Genomic DNA, 21644 nt, shown 5'->3' on the forward strand with positions numbered 1-21644 from the left:
AGCCAGAGAGACAACCTCGCTGTATCGGCGAGGTTGTGTTAGCATTACCCTTCTATGAATCCACCTTCCAGCGTTTCAGAGCCTGCCAATGAGTTATCAGGTCTTAGCCAGAAAATGGCGCCCACAAACCTTTGCTGACGTCGTCGGCCAGGAACATGTGCTGACCGCACTGGCGAACGGCTTGTCGTTAGGGCGCATTCATCACGCATATCTTTTTTCCGGCACGCGCGGCGTCGGTAAAACCTCTATCGCCCGACTGCTGGCGAAGGGGCTGAACTGCGAAACCGGTATTACCGCGACGCCGTGCGGCGTTTGCGATAACTGTCGGGAAATTGAGCAGGGGCGTTTTGTCGATCTCATTGAGATTGACGCCGCATCGCGTACCAAAGTCGAAGACACCCGCGACCTGCTGGATAACGTCCAGTACGCGCCTGCGCGCGGTCGCTTTAAAGTCTATCTGATCGATGAAGTCCACATGCTGTCGCGCCACAGCTTTAATGCGCTACTTAAAACGCTTGAAGAGCCGCCAGCGCATGTGAAATTTTTACTGGCGACCACCGATCCGCAGAAGCTGCCGGTGACCATTTTGTCGCGCTGCCTACAGTTTCATCTCAAAGCGCTGGATGTTGAACAGATTCGCCATCAGCTTGAGCATATTCTCAATGAGGAACATATCGCTCACGAACCCCGCGCGTTGCAGTTGTTATCACGTGCGGCTGACGGCAGCCTGCGCGATGCATTAAGTCTGACTGACCAGGCGATCGCCAGCGGCGACGGGCAGGTTTCGACGCAGGCGGTAAGCGCCATGCTCGGTACGCTGGACGACGACCAGGCTTTGTCATTAGTCGAGGCGGTGGTTGACGCTAACGGCGAACGCGTCATGTCGCTTATCAACGAGGCGGCGGCGCGCGGTATTGAATGGGAAGCGCTGCTGGTCGAAATGCTTAGCCTGCTGCACCGTATTGCGATGGTGCAACTTTCGCCTGCCGCGTTAGGCAGCGATATGGCGGCTATCGAGCAACGGATGCGCGAACTTGCCCGGACGGTGCCTCCCGGCGATCTTCAGCTCTATTATCAGACGTTGTTGATTGGTCGCAAAGAATTGCCCTGGGCGCCGGACCGGCGGATGGGCGTTGAAATGACGTTACTGCGTGCGCTGGCGTTTCATCCGCGTATGCCCTTGCCGGAGCCTGAAACGCCGCGGCAGTCTTTTGCGCCCGTGGCCCCAACGGCGGTAATGACGCCGCCGCAGGTGCAGCAGCCGTCGGCGCCCGCGCCGCAGACATCGCCAGCGCCGCTGCCGGCGTCTACCAGTCAGGTGCTGGCGGCGCGCAATCAGCTACAGCGCGCGCAGGGAGTAACCAAAACAAAAAAGAGTGAACCGGCAGCCGCATCCCGCGCGCGGCCGGTGAATAACTCTGCGCTGGAGCGGCTGGCCTCGGTTTCGGAGCGCGTACAGGCGCGCCCGGCGCCGTCCGCGCTGGAAACGGCGCCAGTAAAGAAAGAGGCTTATCGCTGGAAGGCCACCACGCCGGTAGTACAAACCAAAGAAGTGGTGGCTACGCCAAAAGCGCTTAAGAAAGCTCTGGAGCATGAAAAAACGCCGGAGCTGGCGGCTAAACTGGCGGCGGAAGCGATTGAGCGCGATCCGTGGGCGGCGCAGGTAAGCCAGCTTTCTTTGCCTAAGCTGGTGGAGCAGGTGGCGCTCAATGCCTGGAAGGAGCAGAACGGCAACGCGGTTTGTCTGCATCTGCGCTCGACGCAGCGGCACCTCAATTCCAGCGGCGCGCAGCAAAAGCTGGCGCAAGCGCTCAGCGATCTGACGGGAACGACGGTTGAACTGACCATCGTTGAAGATGATAATCCCGCGGTGCGTACGCCGCTGGAATGGCGTCAGGCCATTTATGAAGAGAAACTCGCGCAAGCGCGTGAGTCAATTATTGCGGATAATAACATTCAGACGCTGCGTCGATTCTTCGACGCCGAGCTGGATGAAGAGAGTATCCGCCCCATTTGATCGTAAGCCTGGCTTGCGATTGTGAACCATCAAGAGAGAGAGCTTATGTTTGGAAAAGGCGGTCTGGGCAATCTGATGAAGCAGGCCCAGCAGATGCAGGAAAAAATGCAGAAAATGCAGGAAGAGATTGCGCAGCTGGAAGTGACCGGCGAATCCGGCGCGGGTCTGGTGAAGGTTACCATCAACGGCGCGCATAACTGCCGCCGCGTGGAAATTGACCCAAGCCTGCTGGAAGATGACAAAGAGATGCTGGAAGATCTGGTCGCTGCGGCCTTCAACGATGCGGCGCGCCGCATTGAAGAGACGCAAAAAGAGAAGATGGCTTCCGTCTCTTCCGGTATGCAACTGCCGCCAGGCTTTAAGATGCCATTCTGATGCAAACCAGTCCGCTGTTAACTCAGCTTATGGAAGCGTTGCGCTGCCTCCCGGGCGTCGGCCCTAAGTCGGCGCAGCGGATGGCGTTTACCCTGTTGCAGCGCGATCGTAGCGGCGGAATGCGCCTGGCGCAGGCGCTGACCCGGGCGATGTCGGAAATCGGCCACTGCGCCGACTGCCGCACCTTTACCGAGCAGGATGTTTGTAATATCTGTTCGAACCCGCGGCGTCAGGAAAACGGCCAGATTTGCGTGGTGGAGAGTCCTGCGGATATCTACGCCATTGAGCAGACCGGGCAATTTTCCGGCCGCTACTTCGTGCTGATGGGCCACCTGTCGCCGCTGGACGGCATCGGGCCGGATGATATCGGTCTCGATCGTCTGGAACAGCGGCTGGCGTCAGAAAAAATTAGTGAGCTGATCCTCGCGACCAACCCGACGGTTGAAGGGGAGGCTACCGCGAACTATATTGCCGAGCTGTGCGCGGAGGCCGGCGTCGAAGCCAGTCGTATCGCCCACGGCGTGCCGGTTGGCGGCGAACTGGAGATGGTCGACGGTACGACGCTGTCCCACTCGCTGGCGGGACGCCATAAGATTATTTTCTGAACAAACGGAGGCGGCATTCGCGGCCTCCGCTTGAAATCACACCCGCTTGTCCCCATCTCACCCTCAACGTATTTTTACCATTAAAAATGGCATTGTTGAGGTCTATCCACATGAAAGGACAAGAAACGCGTGGTTTTCAGTCAGAAGTTAAACAGCTTCTGCACCTGATGATCCATTCTCTTTATTCCAATAAAGAAATCTTCCTGCGTGAACTCATCTCTAACGCCTCAGATGCGGCGGACAAGCTGCGTTTCCGCGCTCTGTCAAACCCGGACCTGTATGAAGGAGATGGCGAGCTGCGTGTGCGCGTCTCTTTCGATAAAGATAAGCGTACGTTGACCATTGCCGATAACGGCGTGGGGATGAATCGTGATGAGGTGATTGACCACTTAGGCACCATTGCCAAGTCCGGCACCAAATCTTTCCTCGAATCAATGGGGTCCGATCAGGCGAAAGATAGCCAGCTCATCGGTCAGTTTGGCGTAGGCTTCTACTCCGCGTTTATTGTGGCCGATAAAGTGACCGTACGTACCCGTGCGGCAGGCGACAAGCCGGAAAATGGCGTGTTCTGGGAATCGGCAGGCGAAGGCGAATACACCGTTGCCGATATCACCAAAAATGACCGTGGTACGGAAATCACCTTACACCTGCGTGAAGGCGAAGATGAATTCCTCGATGACTGGCGCGTACGCTCGATTATCAGTAAATATTCCGATCACATCGCATTGCCGGTAGAGATTGAAAAACGGGAAGAAAAAGACGGCGAAACCGTGATTTCCTGGGAGAAAATCAACAAGGCTCAGGCGTTGTGGACCCGCAACAAGTCGGAAATTAAAGACGACGAGTACAACGAGTTTTACAAGCACATCGCGCATGATTTCACCGATCCGCTGACCTGGAGCCACAACCGCGTGGAAGGTAAGCAGGAGTACACCAGCCTGCTGTATATCCCGTCGCAGGCGCCGTGGGATCTGTGGAACCGCGATCACAAACATGGTCTGAAGCTGTACGTACAGCGCGTGTTCATTATGGACGATGCCGAGCAGTTCATGCCGAACTATCTGCGTTTCGTGCGCGGCCTGATTGATTCTAATGACCTGCCGTTGAACGTCTCCCGTGAAATCCTGCAGGACAGCACGGTAACGCGTAATCTGCGTAGCGCTCTGACCAAACGCGTTCTGCAAATGTTGGAAAAACTGGCGAAAGACGACGCGGAAAAATACCAAACCTTCTGGAAACAGTTCGGTCTGGTGCTGAAAGAAGGCCCGGCGGAAGATCACGCCAACCAGGAAGCGATCGCTAAACTGTTGCGCTTTGCCTCCACCCATACCGACTCTTCCGCCCAGACCGTGTCGCTGGAAGATTACGTCTCCCGGATGAAAGAAGGGCAGGAAAAAATCTACTACATCACCGCAGACAGCTATGCGGCGGCGAAAAACAGCCCGCACCTGGAGCTGCTGCGTAAGAAAGGCATCGAAGTGCTGCTGCTCTCCGATCGCATCGACGAGTGGATGATGAACTACCTGACCGAGTTTGACGGTAAAGCATTCCAGTCGGTCGCTAAAGCCGATGAGTCCATCGAAAAACTGGCGGATGAAGTCGACGAAAACGCGAAAGAAGCGGAAAAGGCGCTTGAGCCGTTCGTGGAGCGTGTCAAAACCCTGCTGGGCGATCGCGTGAAAGAGGTGCGTCTGACGCATCGTTTAACCGACACGCCGGCGATTGTCACCACCGATGCGGATGAAATGAGCACCCAGATGGCGAAACTGTTCGCCGCGGCCGGTCAGTCCGTGCCGGAAGTGAAATACATCTTTGAGCTCAATCCGGATCATGTGCTGGTTAAACGCACTGCCGATACCGAGGATGAAGCGCAGTTTAAAGAGTGGGTCGAGCTGCTGCTGGATCAGGCGCTGTTCGCTGAACGTGGTACGCTGGAAGATCCGAACCAGTTTATCCGCCGTATGAACCAGTTGCTGGTGTCCTGATAACGCTCATCTGATTGCCGGATGGCGACGTGAAACGTCTTATCCGGCCTACGGACGGGTACTGTTTTGTGACTGCCGGATAGCGACGCGAACCATCTTATCCGGCCTACGGACGGGTACTGTTTTGTGACTGCCGGATGGCGACGCGAAGCGTCTTATCCGGCCTACGGGCGAGTACTGTTTGTAGGCCGGATAAGCGCCAGCGCCATCCGGCATTTTTTATAATACCTTCTCTTTTCTCGATTTCTCTTCGTTAACCGTTTCAGCATCAGGCGGCTTCCTTGAGCGAAATGCGTGATGGTGGTATCGTTTAGCGCTTTTTAAAAAATATCGACAACCTTTGAGGGGATTTTCGTAATGCGTATTATTCTGCTTGGCGCTCCGGGCGCGGGTAAAGGAACTCAGGCTCAGTTCATCATGGAGAAATATGGTATTCCGCAAATCTCCACTGGCGATATGCTGCGCGCCGCAGTGAAATCAGGCTCCGAGTTGGGCAAACAGGCGAAAGATATCATGGACGCCGGTAAACTGGTGACCGATGAACTGGTGATTGCGCTGGTTAAAGAGCGTATCGCCCAGGAAGACTGCCGTAACGGTTTTCTGCTGGACGGTTTCCCGCGCACGATCCCGCAGGCTGACGCGATGAAAGAAGCGGGTATTGTGGTGGATTACGTGCTGGAATTCGACGTACCGGACGAACTGATCGTTGACCGTATTGTGGGTCGTCGCGTACACGCCGCCTCTGGCCGCGTTTACCACGTTAAGTTTAATCCGCCGAAAGTGGAAGGCAAAGATGACGTCACCGGCGAAGATCTGACCACCCGTAAAGACGATCAGGAAGAGACCGTTCGCAAACGTCTGGTGGAATATCATCAGATGACCGCGCCGCTGATTGGCTACTATCAGAAAGAAGCGGAAGCGGGCAACACCAAATACGCTAAAGTTGACGGTACGCAGGCCGTTGCCGACGTGCGCGCAGCGCTGGAAAAAATCCTCGGTTAATTTTTTCGCGTAGTGAACCGCTTATCAGGCCTGCCATTATCCCGCAGGCCTGATAAGCGTAGCGCCATCAGGCAATCGGTGCCGGATGGCGGCCTGAACGCCTTATCTGGCCTACTGGCATCGTTAGCGCCATTCGGCAAATTCTCGTCTTACCTCTCGCAGCAATTAGTTCTTCTTTATCACTTTTCCGCTACAATTATCAACAATTTGAATAGATAAGAGGCGGCAATGCGTCAGACGAAAACCGGTATCCTGCTGGCTAACCTTGGCACGCCAGATGCCCCAACTCCTGAAGCGGTAAAGCGCTACCTGAAACAATTTTTAAGCGACAGACGCGTGGTGGATACTCCTCGTCTGCTGTGGTGGCCGCTGCTGCGTGGCGTTATTTTACCGCTGCGTTCGCCGCGCGTCGCGAAACTCTATCAATCTATCTGGATGGATGGCGGTTCGCCGCTCATGGTATATAGCCGCGAACAGCAACAGGCGCTGGCCGCGCGGTTGCCAGACACGCCCGTCGCGCTGGGGATGAGCTACGGCTCGCCCTCGCTGGAAAGCGCTGTCGATGAACTGTTAGCAAGCGACGTCGACCATATCGTCGTGCTGCCGTTGTACCCGCAATACTCTTGCTCAACGGTGGGCGCAGTCTGGGACGAACTGGGGCGGATACTGGCGCGTAAACGTCGTATTCCCGGTATCTCATTTATTCGCGATTACGCGGATGACGGCGCTTATATCGATGCGCTGGCGAAAAGCGCGCGTGAGTCGTTCGCCAGACACGGCGAGCCGGATGTGCTTCTGCTCTCTTATCACGGCATTCCACAACGTTATGCGGATGAAGGCGATGACTACCCGCAGCGCTGTCGCGATACCACGCGCGAACTGGTTTCCGCATTGGGGCTGCCGCTGGAAAAGGTAATGATGACGTTCCAGTCGCGCTTTGGCCGTGAACCGTGGCTGACGCCGTACACCGATGAAACGCTAAAAATGTTGGGTGAAAAGGGGACTGGCCATATTCAGGTCATGTGTCCGGGATTTGCCGCGGATTGTCTGGAGACGCTGGAAGAGATAGCGGAACAGAACCGCGAGATTTTCCTTGAAGCGGGCGGTAAAAAATATGCGTACATTCCGGCGCTGAACGCGACGCCGGAACATATTGATATGATGCTGAAACTCACGGCGCCGTACCGTTAACGCGGCGTCTTCATCCTCGCCATAAAGAAGCGTGCGCCGTCCTGCAAGGCATCGTCGGCGATTGTCATCATTCGCGAATAGTGCAGAAAGGCGTGCAGCGTGCCGGGATACATTTTGTATTCGCAGGGCTGCTGGTGCGCCTGTAATGTCTGGTGCAGCAAGCGGCTGTCATCAATGAGCGGATCAAACTCCGCGCTGGCAATAAAGCAGGGCGGCACATCGCGCGTGAGATCGTTATTAAACAGACAATACCAGGGCGATTCCCGATCTTCTTCGTTACGCAGATAGGCCTTTTCGTACATGTCCAGATCTTCACGCGTCAGGCCGTCCCACGCGCCGCCGAACAGACGGCGGCTTACCGAGTCCTGCAACCCATACAGCCCATACCACAACAGAATCGCGATAACGTTACCGCAGCGAATGTGCTTATCACGTAGCCAGAGCGCGCTGGCAAGCGCCAGCATGGCGCCTGCGGAATCCCCGGCGAAACCGATTTTCTCCACGTTGAGCGAGTATTCATCGGCATGTTGAGAGAAGTAGCTGCATACCGCGACGGTTTCTTCAATGGCCTGCGGATAACGCGCTTGCGGCGACAGCGAATAATCAATACCGATCACGGTGCAGCCGGTATAACGCGCCAGCAGACGCATTATCCGGTCATGCGTATCCAGATTACCGAGGATAAATCCGCCGCCGTGCAGATAGTATAAAGTGGCCTGACTGGTCGGCTGCGGCGAGTAGAGCCGGGTTGTTACATCGCCATAAGGCGTAGGGACGGCACAGGTGCGGGTGGTCATGGACGGCGCGTCGGCATTCCAGAAACGGCGCTCAAGAAGATAATACTGACGCTGGGTCTCAATATCGCCATCGGCAGGCCAGGGGGGAAGGCCTGGTTGCTGGAAGTTTACGACGGCTGTCATTTCGTCAGACAGTCGGGTGAGTACGGGAATTTTATTTTCCGGCTTCATAAAACGCTCCTTGTGAAAGTGAACCATTGTAAAAAACGCGGCTGGAGAAACTGCGATCTCGTCGTCCGATATTGAAACGCCATCGTCCGTCGCGCGCAGCAGGGGGAATGTGCTACCATGCAGCGCTCCGTTATTCATCCGTAAGCACAATCATGAAATTTCCCGGTAAACGTAAATCCAAACACTATTTTCCCGTCAATGCGCGTGACCCGTTGTTGCAACAAATTCAGCCAGAACAGGAAACCAACGCCTCCTGGGTCGTCGGTATCGACCAGACGTTGGTGGATATTGAGGCGAAAGTGGATGACGATTTTATTACACGCTATGGATTAAGCGCCGGGCATTCTCTGGTGATAGAAGACGAGGTGGCGGAGAAGCTGTATCAGGAACTGACGCGGGAAAATCTGATCACCCATCAGTTTGCTGGCGGCACTATAGGCAATACGATGCATAATTACTCGGTACTGGCGGATGACCGTTCGGTGTTACTGGGCGTGATGTGCAGCAACATTGAGATTGGCAGCTACGCTTATCGCTACCTGTGTAATACTTCCAGCCGTACCGACCTGAATTATCTGCAAGCGGTAGATGGCCCGATTGGCCGCTGTTTCACGCTGATTGGCGAATCCGGCGAGCGTACCTTCGCTATCAGCCCCGGCCATATGAATCAGTTACGGGCGGAAAGTATTCCGGAAGCGGTGATCGCTGGCGCTTCCGCGCTGGTGTTGACCTCATATCTGGTGCGCTGTAAGCCTGGCGAACCGATGCCTGACGCGACGATGAAAGCGATCGAATACGCGAAAAAGCATAACGTGCCGGTTGTCATGACGCTGGGCACCAAATTTGTGATCGCCGATAATCCGCAGTGGTGGCAGGCGTTTCTCAAAGAGAATGTCTCGATTCTGGCAATGAATGAAGAAGAAGCGGAAGCGCTGACCGGCGAAAACGACCCGCTGCTGGCGGCGGATAAGGCGCTGGACTGGGTCGACCTGGTGTTATGCACCGCCGGACCGATAGGGTTATATATGGCAGGCTTCACCGAAGAGGAAGCAAAACGTAAAACCCAGCATCCGCTGCTGCCGGGGGCTATTGCTGAATTTAACCAGTATGAATTTAGCCGGGCAATGCGCCATAAAGATTGTATTAATCCGCTGCGCGTTTATTCGCATATTGCGCCGTATATGGGCGGGCCGGAAAAAATCATGAACACCAACGGCGCGGGCGATGGCGCGCTGGCGGCGCTGCTGCACGATATTACGGCGAACAGTTACCATCGTAGCAACGTACCGAACTCCAGTAAGCACAAATTCACCTGGCTGACCTATTCGTCGCTGGCGCAGGTGTGTAAATATGCTAACCGTGTCAGTTATCAGGTACTGAACCAGCATTCTCCGCGTCTGACACGCGGGCTGCCGGAGCGTGAGGACAGCCTGGAAGAGTCGTACTGGGATCGCTAATCTGGCTTGCCCGATGGCGCTGCGCGCATCGGGCCGCCCGGCAAACCCTTAACTGGCGACGACTTCACCCGCGGGCGGCGTTTCAAGCAGTTCCAGCATCGCCCGGGCAATTTCTCGCTCGCCCATCACTACCTGATTGGCTCCCCGCTCGGTAATATATTTCACTTCATCATCATAGTGCGCGCGGGCGATTATCTCGATATCAGGGCTTTTTTCCCGCGCTGAGGCGACAATCTCACCGGCTTCGTAACCGTTGGGGATGGTCAATAACAGCCAGCGGGCGCATTCCAGATGCGCCAGATTCATGATTTCTTCGTTAGCGGCGTTGCCCAGCACGGCGCGAATCCCGCGTTCGCGCAGTTCATCCACGCGGGTACGGGACGTTTCGATAACCACCAGCGGAATCCCCGCCGCCAGTAATTTTTCTCCCAGCAGACTGCCTACGCGGCCAAAACCCACCAGCAGGGCATGATTACAGATATCCACCGGAATTTGCTTCTCTTCTTCGATAGCCTCTTCCAGAGTTTGCTCTTCCAGCGTTTCGGTTTTCGCCAGATACTTCTCCAGCAGGGTAAACAGTACGGGATTAAGCATAATCGACAAAATAGCGCCTGCCAGCACCAGGTTCTGTCCCGCTTGCGGCAGCAGGTTGAGCGCCATGCCGAGTCCGGCGAGAATAAAGGCGAACTCGCCGATTTGCGCCAGGCTGGCGGCAATGGTCAGCGCGGTTCGCGGCGAGTGGCCGAACATACGCACCAGGAAAAACGCAGCGATCGATTTACCAAAGACGATAATGGCAAGTGTCGCCAACACCGCCAGCGGCTGTTGAATCAAGACTAACGGATCGAACAACATGCCGACGGAAACAAAAAACAGGACGGCAAAGGCGTCGCGCAGCGGCAACGTATCGTGCGCCGCCCGGTGACTCAGTTCCGACTCATTAAGCACCATTCCAGCGAAGAACGCGCCCAGCGCAAAAGAGACGTCAAACAGTTCTACCGCGCCAAACGCAATGCCTAACGCCAGCGCCAGTACGGAAAGGGTAAATAATTCGCGCGAGCCGGTGGCGGCGCTGCGGGCCATAATCCACGGCACCAGGCGGCGTCCGACCAGCATCATGATGGCGATAAACGCCACCACTTTACCAATGGTTATCCCCATATCGACCGTCAGCGAGGCTATGCCGACATCGCCTTTTTCCACCATGCCGGCAACGGCGGGCAGCAAGACCAGCGTCAGCACCATCACCAGATCTTCAACAATCAGCCAGCCGATGGCGATTTGTCCGCGCTGGCTATCAAGGAGTTGTCGCTCCTCAAGCGCGCGCAGCAGGACGACGGTACTGGCGGTAGACAGACAGAGCCCAAAAACGATGCCGGTCATTAATGACCATCCCAGCACGGCGGAAAGCGCCATACCCAGCAGCGTCGCCACCGCTATCTGAGCGACAGCGCCGGGAATGGCGATAGACTTTACCGCCATCAAATCCTTCAGCGAAAAATGCAGCCCGACGCCGAACATCAATAGAATCACGCCGAGCTCCGCCAGCTCCGGCGCCAGTTTGGTATCCGCAACAAAACCAGGGGTAAAAGGTCCCGCCAGAACGCCCGCTAACAGATATCCCACCAGTGGAGAAATACGCAATTTGTTGGCAATCATGCCGAGAATAAAAGCGAGCACAAGGCCGCCGACAATGGTGGTGATAAGCGGGGTAGCGTGATGCATTCCGTCTCCTTTGGTTGCTGGACTCCAAAACTCCGGGTAATAGTTTATGACAATTTCAATCAGGATGTTTATAAAAAATGGTTGTGTTTTATAAAAAAATACAATCTGACGGTAAAAAGAGCACGGAACGGAAAAGTGATAAGTATGGGATGGGCAAAGCATGATGGCATCGGGATGTACAGGCGGTTAAAGCGTACCTTTAACCGCCATAAAATCACGCTTTATGTCGATTATCAGGTAAGAATATGGTCAGTATCCCCAGAAGCGGCAGGAAAGCACAGATTTTATAAACTAAATAGATACTGGTATGGTCGGCAATCAGCCCCAGCACCGCTGCGCCCAGGCCTCCCATCCCGAAGGCAAACCCGAAAAACAGGCCGGAAACCATACCGATGCGTCCTGGCAGCAACTCCTGGGCATACACCAGAATGGCGGAAAACGCCGACGCGAGAATAAAGCCGATAATCACCGTTAAAATCCCCGTCCAGTACAGCGTGGCGTAGGGTAAAACAAGGGTAAACGGCGCGACGCCGAGAATAGAGCCCCAAATCACATATTTCCTGCCGATTTTATCGCCCACCGGCCCGCCGATTACCGTCCCGGCAGCCACCGCAAACAGGAAGGCAAACAGATGGAGCTGCGCGTTTTGTATTGATAATCCGAATTTTTGCATCAGATAAAAGGTGTAGTAGCTACTGATGCTCGCCATATAAAAATATTTCGAGAAAATGAGTAGCAATAACACGCTGACCGCCAGCACGACTTTATTGCGCGGCAGCGGGTTAGCGATTATCGCTTTTGGCTTGCCTTTCGCTATCCGGTGCTGGGCTGCATACCAGCGGCTGATCTGCGCCAGCACCACGATCGCCAGCAGCGCGGCCAGCACAAACCAGGCGACATTCCCTTTGCCATAGGGCGCGATAATCACGGCGGCCAGCAGCGGGCCCAATGAACTGCCGAAGTTACCGCCGACCTGGAAGATAGACTGCGCCAGACCATGACGTCCGCCGGAGGCCATGCGCGCCACGCGGGACGATTCCGGGTGAAAAACGGACGAGCCGGTGCCCACCAGCGCCGCAGCGAGCAATACGCCGCCAAAACTTCCCGCCATTGCCAGCAGTACCAGCCCGCTCAGGGTAAAACACATGCCGACAGGCAGCGACCACGGCATGGGATACTTATCCGTCCAGTAGCCGACGACCGGTTGCAGTAGCGATGAGGCGAGCTGGAACGTCAGGGTGATCAAACCTATCTGGACGAAGGTCAGCGAGAACTCCGCCTGCAACAGGGGATAAATGGCTAAGATTAGCGACTGGATCATATCGTTCAGCAGATGGGAAAGACTGATCGCGCCCAAAATACCAAACGAAGTACGTGCTTTAGCGGCCGCTGCGGGCGCGCCGGCTAACGGCTGGGTTGGTTCACTCATGGCCATAGAAAGTCACTTAAATTTTATGCGATGTTGGAGATAGTAGGATGTGTAATTATTACTTGCCTAACATACCTGTGAAATGTGTTTGAAGGAAGTCTCAATTCTGAAAACATATTTGTCTATTATTGCAAGGAAAGGTAATTTCTGCGGTTGATATTGAGTCAGGGAGAGAAAGATGAAATTTTTGAAACGGGGTGTGGCGCTGGCGTTACTGGCGGCGTTCGCGCTGACGACTCAGCCTGCACAGGCTTACGAAAAAGATAAAACCTATAAAATTACTATCCTGCATACCAACGATCACCACGGTCACTTCTGGCGCAGCGAATATGGCGAATATGGTCTGGCGGCGCAAAAAACGCTGGTGGACAGTATCCGTAAAGAGGTGGCGCAAGAGGGGGGAAGCGTCCTGTTGTTATCCGGCGGCGACATTAATACCGGGGTGCCGGAATCCGATCTCCAGGATGCGGAGCCTGATTTCCGCGGGATGAATCTGATTGGCTACGACGCTATGGCCGTCGGTAATCATGAGTTTGATAACCCGCTCACCGTATTGCGCCAGCAGGAAAAGTGGGCGAAGTTTCCCTTTCTTTCCGCCAATATTTATCAAAAAAGTACCGGCGAGCGTCTGTTTAAGCCGTGGGCTATTTTTACACTCTAGGATATAAAAATCGCGGTAATCGGCTTAACCACCGATGACACGGCGAAAATAGGCAACCCGGAATATTTCACCGATATTGAGTTTCGTAAACCTGCTGAAGAAGCAAAGGTGGTGATTCAGGAACTTAATATGAATGAAAAACCGGACGTGATTATCGCGACCACGCATATGGGACATTATGACAACGGCGATCACGGTTCGAACGCGCCGGGCGACGTTGAGATGGCGCGTAGCCTGCCTGCCGGTTCGTTGGCGATGATTGTGGGCGGTCACTCACAAGACCCGGTATGCATGGCGTCGGAAAATAAAAAACAGGTGAATTACGTACCGGGAACGCCCTGCGCGCCGGATAAGCAAAATGGCATCTGGATCGTGCAGGCGCATGAGTGGGGTAAATATGTGGGCCGCGCGGATTTCGAATTCCGTAACGGCGAGATGAAAATGGTTAACTACCAGCTTATTCCGGTAAATCTCAAGAAAAAAGTGACCTGGGATAACGGGAAAAGCGAGCGTGTACTTTACACGCCGGAAATCGCCGAAAATCCGCAAATGCTCTCGTTATTAACGCCGTTCCAGAATAAAGGTAAAGCGCAACTGGAGGTGAAAATTGGTAGCGTGAATGGCCTTCTTGAAGGCGATCGCAGTAAGGTCAGATTTGTCCAGACCAATATGGGACGGGTGATTCTGGCTGCGCAGATCGCGCGCACCGGCGCCGATTTTGGCGTGATGAGCGGCGGCGGTATTCGCGACTCGATTGAGGCGGGAGATATTACCTATAAAAGCGTGCTCAAGGTACAGCCATTCGGCAACATTGTGGTGTATGCCGATATGAGCGGTAAAGAGGTGGTTGATTATCTCACCGCCGTAGCGCAGATGAAACCGGATTCCGGCGCCTATCCACAGTTCGCCAATGTGAGCTTTGTCGCCAAAGAGGGCAAGCTCACCGATCTGAAAATCAAAGGCGAGCCTGTTGATCCGGCCAAAACCTACCGCATGGCGACGCTGAGTTTCAACGCCACGGGCGGCGATGGTTATCCGCGCATCGATAACAAACCGGGATACGTGAATACCGGGTTTATTGACGCGGAAGTGCTGAAAGAGTTTATTCAGCAGAATTCACCGCTGGATGCGGCGGCGTTTACGCCAAAAGGCGAGGTGAGCTGGCTGTAGCGGTACGGATAGCCATCACTGCCTGATGGCGCGCAGCCTTAAGGCCTACGGATTATGTCTGCTGTAGGCCGGATAAGGCGTTTGCGCCGCTATCCGGCAATGTATTTTACGCAGGCTTAATCCCGACGCGCGATATCAGCGAATTTAGCACCCAGTATGGCGGCCAAATCGTCAGCCGCCAGTTCAATATCCAGCCCGCGTTTACCACCGGAAACATAAATAGTGGCAAACGTGCGGGCAGGCGCGTCAATCAGCGTGGGCAGCCGTTTCTTCTGTCCCAGCGGACTGATCCCGCCGACCAGATATCCCGTGGTGCGTTGCGCCACCATCGGGTCGGCCATATCGACCTTTTTCGCGCCCAGAGCTTTGGCGACTTTTTTCAAATCCAGCTGTCCGGCTACAGGCGTCACGGCGACGGCCAGTTGCTTCATATCGCCATTCACGGCAACCAAAAGCGTTTTATACACCTGATCGGCGTTTAGCCCGAGCTTACGCACCACTTCATCGCCAAAGTTAGTTTCATTCGGATCGTGATCGTAGGTGTGAATGTTAAACGGAATCTTGTTTTTTTCGAGTAACTTAACTGCGGGTGTCATAACGTTCCTTCTTACTACAGACGTGATTTGCCATCAGCATACGCCCGAAAGCGGACTAAAAAATAGTATAATCTTGTGCATTAGGTCTTGGCAGTTGCGGCAACTTTGAGCGACAATCTGAAGATCCGAAGCGAAAGCGTCGGGATAATAATAACGATGAAATTCCTCTTTGACGGGCCAATAGCGATATTGGCCATTTTTTTATTTCAATATTTGCGGTAGGTTGCCTTCGCCGTACAGATGTAGCGCCCCTACGGCTACCACGTAGCGTCCCGGCGGCAGTGCCAGCAGCGCGTCGCGCCAGGCTTCATTGCGTTTCACCATCAGTACATCATACAGCGGTTGGCTAAACGTTCTGGGGAGCGAAGCGCCGACGCTGGTCGGCGGCTGTTCAAGCCACCAGCCGATCATCACCTGCAAAAGCCGTGCGTTGGTGTGCCAGTGCGTCAGCGTGTCGTCGAGCAGCGCCATCCCGCCATCGGGCAGATCGCATAGTAGTTCGAGCTGGTGTTTCGCCCCTTCCAGCTCTTGCACCGGCAGCGACATTTCGCGGGCAGCCTGTAATAGCTGATAATCAATGCCATAGTCCGGGCGCAATCCCAGCCGTTGCGCCTGCGTGGCCTGTAGCACCATAGCTATCTGCCATAAAGGTTGATTATCAAAATGGATCAGCGGCATACCCAACTCACTGACCCGTTTTTCCAGTGCGCTTAGCTGCCCGGCGCTGAGACGTTCGACCAACGGCGGGCATTTGGGGAGATTGCTGAATGGCGTTTCGTTACCAGAAATATCCGCTTCAACGACCAGCGCGTCGGCCTGGCGTAGTTTTTTCACCAGCTTTGCTGGAAGAGGAGCCATATCGCGTGTCCCCATATGAATACTGCCAACCAGATGCAGATGACGACCGCCGGGCAGGGAGAGATCGATAGCAGGCCAACTATTTGGGGTACCACGCAGCGCGCGCCATAAACGTTTAAGTTGATTTAATAGCTCCATACGCGCTCCCTTTGAAAAAGCTCATGCTAGCGCGTTGGAGAAAAGGGCGCAATGCGCCCTGACGGGACGTCAACGATCGGTCGGGTTATTCGCTGCCGTCGAGATAGGCCGTTCTGGCGATGGTCATTTCAAGCTGGCATTTATAAATACTGATGCGCTTTTCAGCGGGTATGGCCTCGGATTTTGCATCGCTAAGTTTGCCGCACTGCTGCTCTTTTTTGGTCACCCAGACTCGCTGCTCTTGTTTTAATGCCGTTCGGGCAGAGGCGGGTAGCGATTTCCAGACCTGATTAAGCTCGCGATCTCTACTCTCAAATTTCTTTGCTGCGATTTCAATCAGTGAGTTATTTTTTTTCTTTATAATGCTATCACCAGATACCGTCATTCTTGCCATTACATAAATAGACCGCGCCAATTTATCGGTTTTTTGCACAGGGGTGACAACAATATCTTTGTTGTTGTCTGCTAGCTGAATATTGTAGTTAACCTGTTTCCAGGTCACCGTATTGTTTATTACCTGTCCATCCCCTTGTGAAATATAGAATAGAGTATTTGGTAAGTCTTTCATTAATTTAAATAATGGCTGAGGAATACTCATGGCGACGGTAGCCGAGCAAGTTCGTAGGTTGGCATTTTCTGGTTGAGGGTTCTGCGTGATTACATCACTGAATTGAACAGGAATAGCCCGGAGTTGCTGCTCGTATTGAGTCTGGGGGATATCGAAGAAAAGCGTGGAGGGCTCTTTAATATAGTCTTGCTGTAAACGACCTAATGCTTCATTGTAAATCCATTCTTTTGCCGCCGTGACTGCATTATCGTTGCCACACTTTAACTCTGGAGTGGAATCAAATAACCCTGCATAACTGACGGCGGGAGAAAGCAGGAAAAGAAGCGGAACTGCTTTTCTAAACATAAATAACACATCCTTATGATTCAAAAAAATATTATAAAATGTTGATTTTTATTTTTCTATAGGATGTGCGGTTAAATTTTTATATATTGATACGGTAAATTACTGATGACTTAATAATATATCAGGCAGCTGATGCTGCCTGATATAGCGTTTTTACGCTTTCGGTTTAAAGCGCAATAGCCGGTTGGCATTGCTTACGACGGTAATGGAAGACAGCGCCATTGCCGCGCCCGCTACTACCGGGTTTAACAAGGTACCGGTAAACGGCCACAGAATACCGGCGGCCACCGGGATACCAATGCTGTTGTAGATAAATGCGCCAAGCAGGTTTTGCTTCATATTGCGCAACGTTGCGCGCGAAATGGCCAGCGCATCCGCCACGCCCATCAGACTATGGCGCATCAGCGTAATCGCCGCGGTTTCAATCGCCACATCGCTGCCGCCGCCCATCGCGATACCGACGTCCGCCTGCGCCAGCGCGGGCGCATCGTTGATACCATCGCCGACCATCGCAACCTGACGACCCTGGCTTTGCAGACGTTTAATCGCATCGGCTTTGCCATCCGGCAGAACGCCCGCAATCACTTCATCAATGCCCGCTTCTTTGGCAATCGCGTTAGCCGTCGTTGGGTTATCCCCGGTGAGCATTACCAGACGGTATCCGGCGTTGTGCAGGCGTTCAAGCGCGGCAATACTATCGCTGCGCAATGGATCGCGTACCGCCAGTAACGCCGCCGCTTTACCGTCAATCGCCAGCAGGACCGGAGTCGAGCCTTGCGAGGCCTGCGCGGTGATTTCCGCCGTCATATCATCCGTGGCGACGTGCTGTTCGTTCAGCAACGCCTGGTTCCCCAGAAGCAGTTGATGACCTTCCGCTTCACCGCTGACGCCCAGTCCGCGCAGCGTTCTGAAACCGTTCACCTGCGGCAGTTTATCATCGCCGGCTTTTTCCAGAATCGCATGGGCCAGCGGGTGGCTGGAGCCTTGTTCGAGCGCGGCAGCCAGACGTAATGCCTGAGCTTCCTCAACGCCGTTAAAGGTTTTTATCGCCACCACTTGCGGCTTGCCTTCCGTCAGCGTCCCGGTTTTATCAAAAACGAGGGTATCCAACGTACTGGCGCGTTGCAGGGCATCGGCGTCGCGTACCAGCACGCCGAATTCGGCAGCGCGGCCTACGCCGGAAATAATCGACATTGGCGTCGCCAGGCCTAATGCGCAAGGGCAGGCGATAATCAGTACGGTGGTGGCGATGACCAGCGTATAAACAATTTGCGGCGCCGGCCCGAAGAAATACCAGATAGCGGCGCTGAACAGCGCAATGGCCACGACGACGGGAACGAATACCGCGGAGATTTTATCGGCCAGTTGGCCAATTTCCGGTTTACTGCTTTGCGCCTGGCGTACCATGCGAATAATGCGTGACAGCGTGGTATGGCTGCCCACCGCGCTGGCGCGGAACAGGACGCTGCCGTCCTGGACGACGGTGCCGGCATGAACGCTGTCGCCTTCGCCTTTTTGCTGCGGAATAGGTTCGCCGGTCAGCATGGCTTCATCAAGCCACGCTTCGCCCTGGGTAATTTCGCCATCCACCGGCACGCGATCGCCGGTAGTGAGCCGCAGCAGCATCCCTGGCTGAACGTCCGCCAGCGGGACGCTTTTTTCGCCGTCTTCTGTCACGACGCGTGCGGTGGGCGGGGTGAGATCGAGTAATTTTTCCAGCGCTTTTGAGGAACGCTGACGGGCGCGCGCTTCCAGCATGTGTCCGAGATTAATCAGACCGATAATCATCGCGCTGGCTTCGTAATAGAGGTGCCGTGCTTCCATCGGGAACCACTGCGGCCACAGGTTGACGCTCATGGAGTAGAGCCAGGCGACCCCGGTGCCGAGCGCCACCAGCGTATCCATCGTCGCCGTGCCGTTCAGCAGGCTTTTCCACGCGTTACGGTAAAAGTGACCGCCCGCAAAGACCATCACCGCAAGCGTGATCAGGCCAATAGCCAGCCACAGGCTGCGGTTGTCGCCGGTCACCATCATGTTATCGCCGATCATCCCCCAGACCATGACCGGTATACCGACCGCCAGGGCAACGATGGCCTGCCAGCGAAAACGTTTCATGGTGGCGATGGCGGTTTCCTGCTGGCGCTCGCGGCGTTTGATGTCATCTTCAATCGCCTCTGCGCCGTAGCCGGCTTTTTCCACCGCCTGCACTAAATCAGCAGCGGACGCGCTGCCCATCACCAGCGCAGTGCGTTCCGCCAGGTTTACCCGTGCCTGCGTGACGCCCGGTACGCTTTGTAGCGCATGTTGTACGCGGGTGACACAACTGGCGCAGCTCATGCCGCTTAACAGCAACTGTTGGCTTTCTTCATCGGCCGTCGCTACCGGAAGCTCATGAGGAACCGCTGCCAGTGCTTCCGACGGGATTGATGACTCTGTCAGCGGTTTAGCCTTTGGGTGGCTTAACGTCGCGCCATACCCGGCTTGTTTGATGGTTTCAATTAACGCGTCCGCACTGGCGGTACCGGTAACGTGCGCTTCGGTTACGGTGACGTCCGCCAGCTCAACATCCGGACGTTGTTCAAGACTTTCTTTCACGCGTTTAACGCAATGACCGCAGGACAAACCGTCCAGGGTCAGGTCGATAGTTTGAGACATAGTAAAAACTCCTTTATGATTGGTCATCAATTCATTGACCTTAGTAATCGTAGTGACTCACTGTGATAAAGGTTAAACCTTCCAGCAAGGTTAAGGTCAAGGGGGAAATATGAATATTAGCGATGTGGCGAAAAAAACCGGTTTAACCAGCAAAGCCATTCGGTTTTATGAAGAGAAAGGGCTGGTGACGCCGCCATTACGTAGCGAAAATGGTTATCGCACCTACACGCAGAAGCATTTAAACGAGCTGACGTTGCTGCGACAGGCGAGGCAGGTGGGGTTTAATCTGGAAGAGTGTGGCGAACTGGTCAATCTGTTTAACGATCCGCGACGCCATAGCGCAGATGTGAAAAAGCGGACGCTGGAAAAGGTCGCGGAGATCGAGCGCCATATCAGCGAGCTGCAATCAATGCGCGATCAACTGCTGGCGCTGGCGGAGAGTTGTCCCGGCGATGACAGCGCCGACTGCCCGATTATTGATAATCTTTCCGGCTGCTGTCATCACAAGGCGCAAAAGCCACGTTGATTAAACGGCACGAATGCGTAAGGTGATGCCTTCCACGGCGATCACTTCGACATGCGTACCTGCGCGCAGGTCTTCGTCAGCGCATACCGGCCACGAGCTGTCGCCGACACGCATATGACCCCGTCCGTTCACTAACGCGGCATCAAGCATAAACCGGCGGCCTACCAGTTGTTGTCCGCGTTGGTTAAGGCGGCTGTCGGTCGGCTTCTGTTCCCGCACGCGACGCGCCAGCCAGCGCCACCAAAGCCAGGCCGCCAGCAACGTTAAGGCCGCAAACAGCACGCCCTGCCATTCCCAGCCGAGCGGTAAGAGCCAGACGGTTAAGCCGGTAATCACTGCCGCCACGCCGCTCCACAGCAAATAGCCGTTACCGCCGAGCATTTCCGCAGCCAACAACAGGCCGCCGAGGCTAAGCCAGAAGATATGTGGATGTACCAGAATCATCGCTATCATGCTTTTTTCCGTTCGCTGGCGCTGTCCTTAACCAGCTCGCTGATCCCGGCGATAGCGCCCATCAGACTGCTGGCATCCAGCGGCATCATGACCACTTTGCTGTTATTCGCCGAGCCGATTTGCTGTAACGCTTCGGTGTATTTCTGCGCCACGAAGTAGTTTATCGCCTGAATATCCCCGGCGGCGATGGCTTCAGATACCATCTGCGTAGCGCGGGCTTCCGCTTCGGCGGAACGTTCGCGCGCTTCCGCCTGCAGGAAAGCGGACTGACGTTCGCCTTCGGCTTTCAGAATCTGCGACTGTTTTTCCCCCTCGGCTTTCAGGATTTCCGCCTGACGTACCCCTTCGGCCTCAAGGATATAGGCGCGTTTGGTACGTTCCGCTTTCATCTGGGCGTTCATAGAGGAGATCAATTCCGCGGGCGGGCGGACATCGCGAATTTCGATACGGGTAACTTTAATTCCCCACGGATTGGTGGCTTCATCGACAATATGTAGCAGCCGCGTGTTGATGCTGTCGCGCTGGGAGAGCATTTCATCCAGCTCCATCGAACCGAGCACCGTACGGATATTGGTCATGGTCAGGTTAATGATCGCCAGTTCCAGGTTACTGACTTCATAGGCGGCGCGCGGCGCATCGATAACCTGAATAAAACAGACCGCATCGATAGTGACGTTGGCGTTATCTTTTGAGATCACCTCCTGCGACGGAATATCCAGCACTTGCTCCATCATATTGATCTTGCGGCCAATTCTGTCCATAAACGGTACAACAAGGCTTAATCCCGGCTGCAGGGTTTTGGTGTAACGTCCAAAGCGCTCCACCGTCCACTGGTATCCCTGCGGAACGATTTTGACGCCCGCGCCGACGATCACCAGCGCGACGAAAATGAGAATAGGGATAAGAATGAGCATAGCTAA

17 protein-coding genes, 1 pseudogene and 1 other annotated feature are annotated in these 21644 nt (G+C 54.6%); of the genes and pseudogenes, 9 read left to right on the forward strand and 9 right to left on the reverse strand.

What is annotated here, in order from left to right; genetic code table 11:
- Positions 1 to 88: 88 nt before the first annotated feature.
- The 6 genes from dnaX to hemH all read left to right on the forward strand — a co-directional run bounded on the left by dnaX (position 89) and on the right by hemH (position 7175).
- Positions 89 to 2017 carry a DNA polymerase III subunit gamma/tau gene (gene dnaX / locus ACH0VJ_RS20210; protein WP_000121967.1) on the forward strand — a complete coding sequence of 643 codons (1929 nt, stop codon included), beginning with the start codon at positions 89 to 91 and terminating at the stop codon, positions 2015 to 2017.
- Positions 1350 to 1414: a sequence feature (DnaX frameshifting element), on the forward strand. (Overlaps the previous gene by 65 nt.)
- A 45-nt stretch (positions 2018 to 2062) precedes the next feature.
- A complete protein-coding gene (locus ACH0VJ_RS20215) occupies positions 2063 to 2392 on the forward strand; it encodes a YbaB/EbfC family nucleoid-associated protein (protein WP_000467098.1) in 330 nt (109 codons plus the stop codon).
- Positions 2392 to 2997, forward strand: coding sequence for a recombination mediator RecR (recR, locus tag ACH0VJ_RS20220; protein ID WP_001195023.1), 606 nt, complete (start codon positions 2392 to 2394; stop codon positions 2995 to 2997). The genes ACH0VJ_RS20215 and recR overlap by 1 nt, the downstream gene beginning before the upstream one ends.
- Before the next feature lie 110 nt (positions 2998 to 3107).
- Positions 3108 to 4982: a molecular chaperone HtpG gene (gene htpG / locus ACH0VJ_RS20225; protein ID WP_001523272.1), complete on the forward strand. Its 1875-nt coding sequence runs from the start codon at positions 3108 to 3110 to the stop codon at positions 4980 to 4982.
- Between the two features lie 357 nt (positions 4983 to 5339).
- On the forward strand, positions 5340 to 5984 hold the full coding sequence (gene adk, locus ACH0VJ_RS20230; protein ID WP_001220237.1) for an adenylate kinase: 645 nt from the start codon (positions 5340 to 5342) through the stop codon (positions 5982 to 5984).
- 228 nt (positions 5985 to 6212) lie between these two features.
- On the forward strand, positions 6213 to 7175 hold the full coding sequence (gene hemH / locus ACH0VJ_RS20235) for a ferrochelatase (protein ID WP_001250077.1): 963 nt from the start codon (positions 6213 to 6215) through the stop codon (positions 7173 to 7175).
- Here the strand turns inward: hemH and aes are convergent.
- Complete coding sequence (gene aes / locus ACH0VJ_RS20240; RefSeq protein WP_000801787.1) at positions 7172 to 8143, reverse strand: acetyl esterase; 972 nt, start codon at positions 8141 to 8143, stop codon at positions 7172 to 7174. The two genes, hemH and aes, sit on opposite strands and share 4 nt — an antisense overlap.
- A 152-nt stretch (positions 8144 to 8295) precedes the next feature.
- On the opposite strand from aes, the gene gsk reads away from it, so the two are divergent.
- On the forward strand, positions 8296 to 9600 hold the full coding sequence (gsk, locus tag ACH0VJ_RS20245; RefSeq protein WP_000671592.1) for an inosine/guanosine kinase: 1305 nt from the start codon (positions 8296 to 8298) through the stop codon (positions 9598 to 9600).
- 48 nt (positions 9601 to 9648) lie between these two features.
- On the opposite strand, the gene ybaL is transcribed toward gsk, so the two are convergent.
- Both ybaL and ACH0VJ_RS20255 read right to left on the reverse strand, forming a co-directional pair.
- A complete protein-coding gene (ybaL, locus tag ACH0VJ_RS20250; RefSeq protein WP_000546211.1) occupies positions 9649 to 11325 on the reverse strand; it encodes a YbaL family putative K(+) efflux transporter in 1677 nt (558 codons plus the stop codon).
- A 214-nt stretch (positions 11326 to 11539) separates the two neighbouring features.
- Positions 11540 to 12760 carry an MFS transporter gene (locus ACH0VJ_RS20255; protein ID WP_001251593.1) on the reverse strand — a complete coding sequence of 407 codons (1221 nt, stop codon included), beginning with the start codon at positions 12758 to 12760 and terminating at the stop codon, positions 11540 to 11542.
- A 172-nt stretch (positions 12761 to 12932) separates the two neighbouring features.
- On the opposite strand from ACH0VJ_RS20255, the pseudogene ushA reads away from it, so the two are divergent.
- Positions 12933 to 14585 (forward strand): annotated as a pseudogene (gene ushA, locus ACH0VJ_RS20260) (bifunctional UDP-sugar hydrolase/5'-nucleotidase UshA).
- A gap of 116 nt (positions 14586 to 14701) precedes the next feature.
- Here the strand turns inward: ushA and ybaK are convergent.
- The 4 genes from ybaK to copA all read right to left on the reverse strand — a co-directional run bounded on the left by ybaK (position 14702) and on the right by copA (position 19745).
- A complete protein-coding gene (ybaK, locus tag ACH0VJ_RS20265; RefSeq protein WP_000186618.1) occupies positions 14702 to 15181 on the reverse strand; it encodes a Cys-tRNA(Pro)/Cys-tRNA(Cys) deacylase YbaK in 480 nt (159 codons plus the stop codon).
- 201 nt (positions 15182 to 15382) lie between these two features.
- Positions 15383 to 16177 (reverse strand): TraB/GumN family protein, encoded by a 795-nt coding sequence (locus tag ACH0VJ_RS20270; RefSeq protein ID WP_000421861.1) that lies wholly within the window; start codon positions 16175 to 16177, stop codon positions 15383 to 15385.
- Between the two features lie 85 nt (positions 16178 to 16262).
- The gene (locus ACH0VJ_RS20275; RefSeq protein WP_000488531.1) at positions 16263 to 17090 is read right to left on the reverse strand and encodes a lysozyme inhibitor LprI family protein; all 828 of its coding nucleotides are present in this window, start codon (positions 17088 to 17090) and stop codon (positions 16263 to 16265) included.
- A 153-nt stretch (positions 17091 to 17243) separates the two neighbouring features.
- Positions 17244 to 19745: a copper-exporting P-type ATPase CopA gene (copA, locus tag ACH0VJ_RS20280; protein ID WP_000083909.1), complete on the reverse strand. Its 2502-nt coding sequence runs from the start codon at positions 19743 to 19745 to the stop codon at positions 17244 to 17246.
- 109 nt (positions 19746 to 19854) lie between these two features.
- Here copA and cueR point away from each other — a divergent pair, with 109 nt between their 5' ends.
- Entirely contained in the window at positions 19855 to 20271 is a 417-nt protein-coding gene (gene cueR / locus ACH0VJ_RS20285) for a Cu(I)-responsive transcriptional regulator (RefSeq protein ID WP_001026760.1), read from the forward strand.
- On the opposite strand, the gene ACH0VJ_RS20290 is transcribed toward cueR, so the two are convergent.
- Positions 20272 to 20724 (reverse strand): NfeD family protein, encoded by a 453-nt coding sequence (locus tag ACH0VJ_RS20290; protein ID WP_000561177.1) that lies wholly within the window; start codon positions 20722 to 20724, stop codon positions 20272 to 20274.
- Complete coding sequence (locus ACH0VJ_RS20295; RefSeq protein ID WP_000906146.1) at positions 20721 to 21638, reverse strand: SPFH domain-containing protein; 918 nt, start codon at positions 21636 to 21638, stop codon at positions 20721 to 20723. The genes ACH0VJ_RS20290 and ACH0VJ_RS20295 overlap by 4 nt, the downstream gene beginning before the upstream one ends.
- Positions 21639 to 21644 lie beyond the last annotated feature (6 nt).

Source organism: Salmonella sp. 2020_1459 (assembly GCF_043847915.1).
GTDB lineage: Bacteria > Pseudomonadota > Gammaproteobacteria > Enterobacterales > Enterobacteriaceae > Salmonella > Salmonella enterica.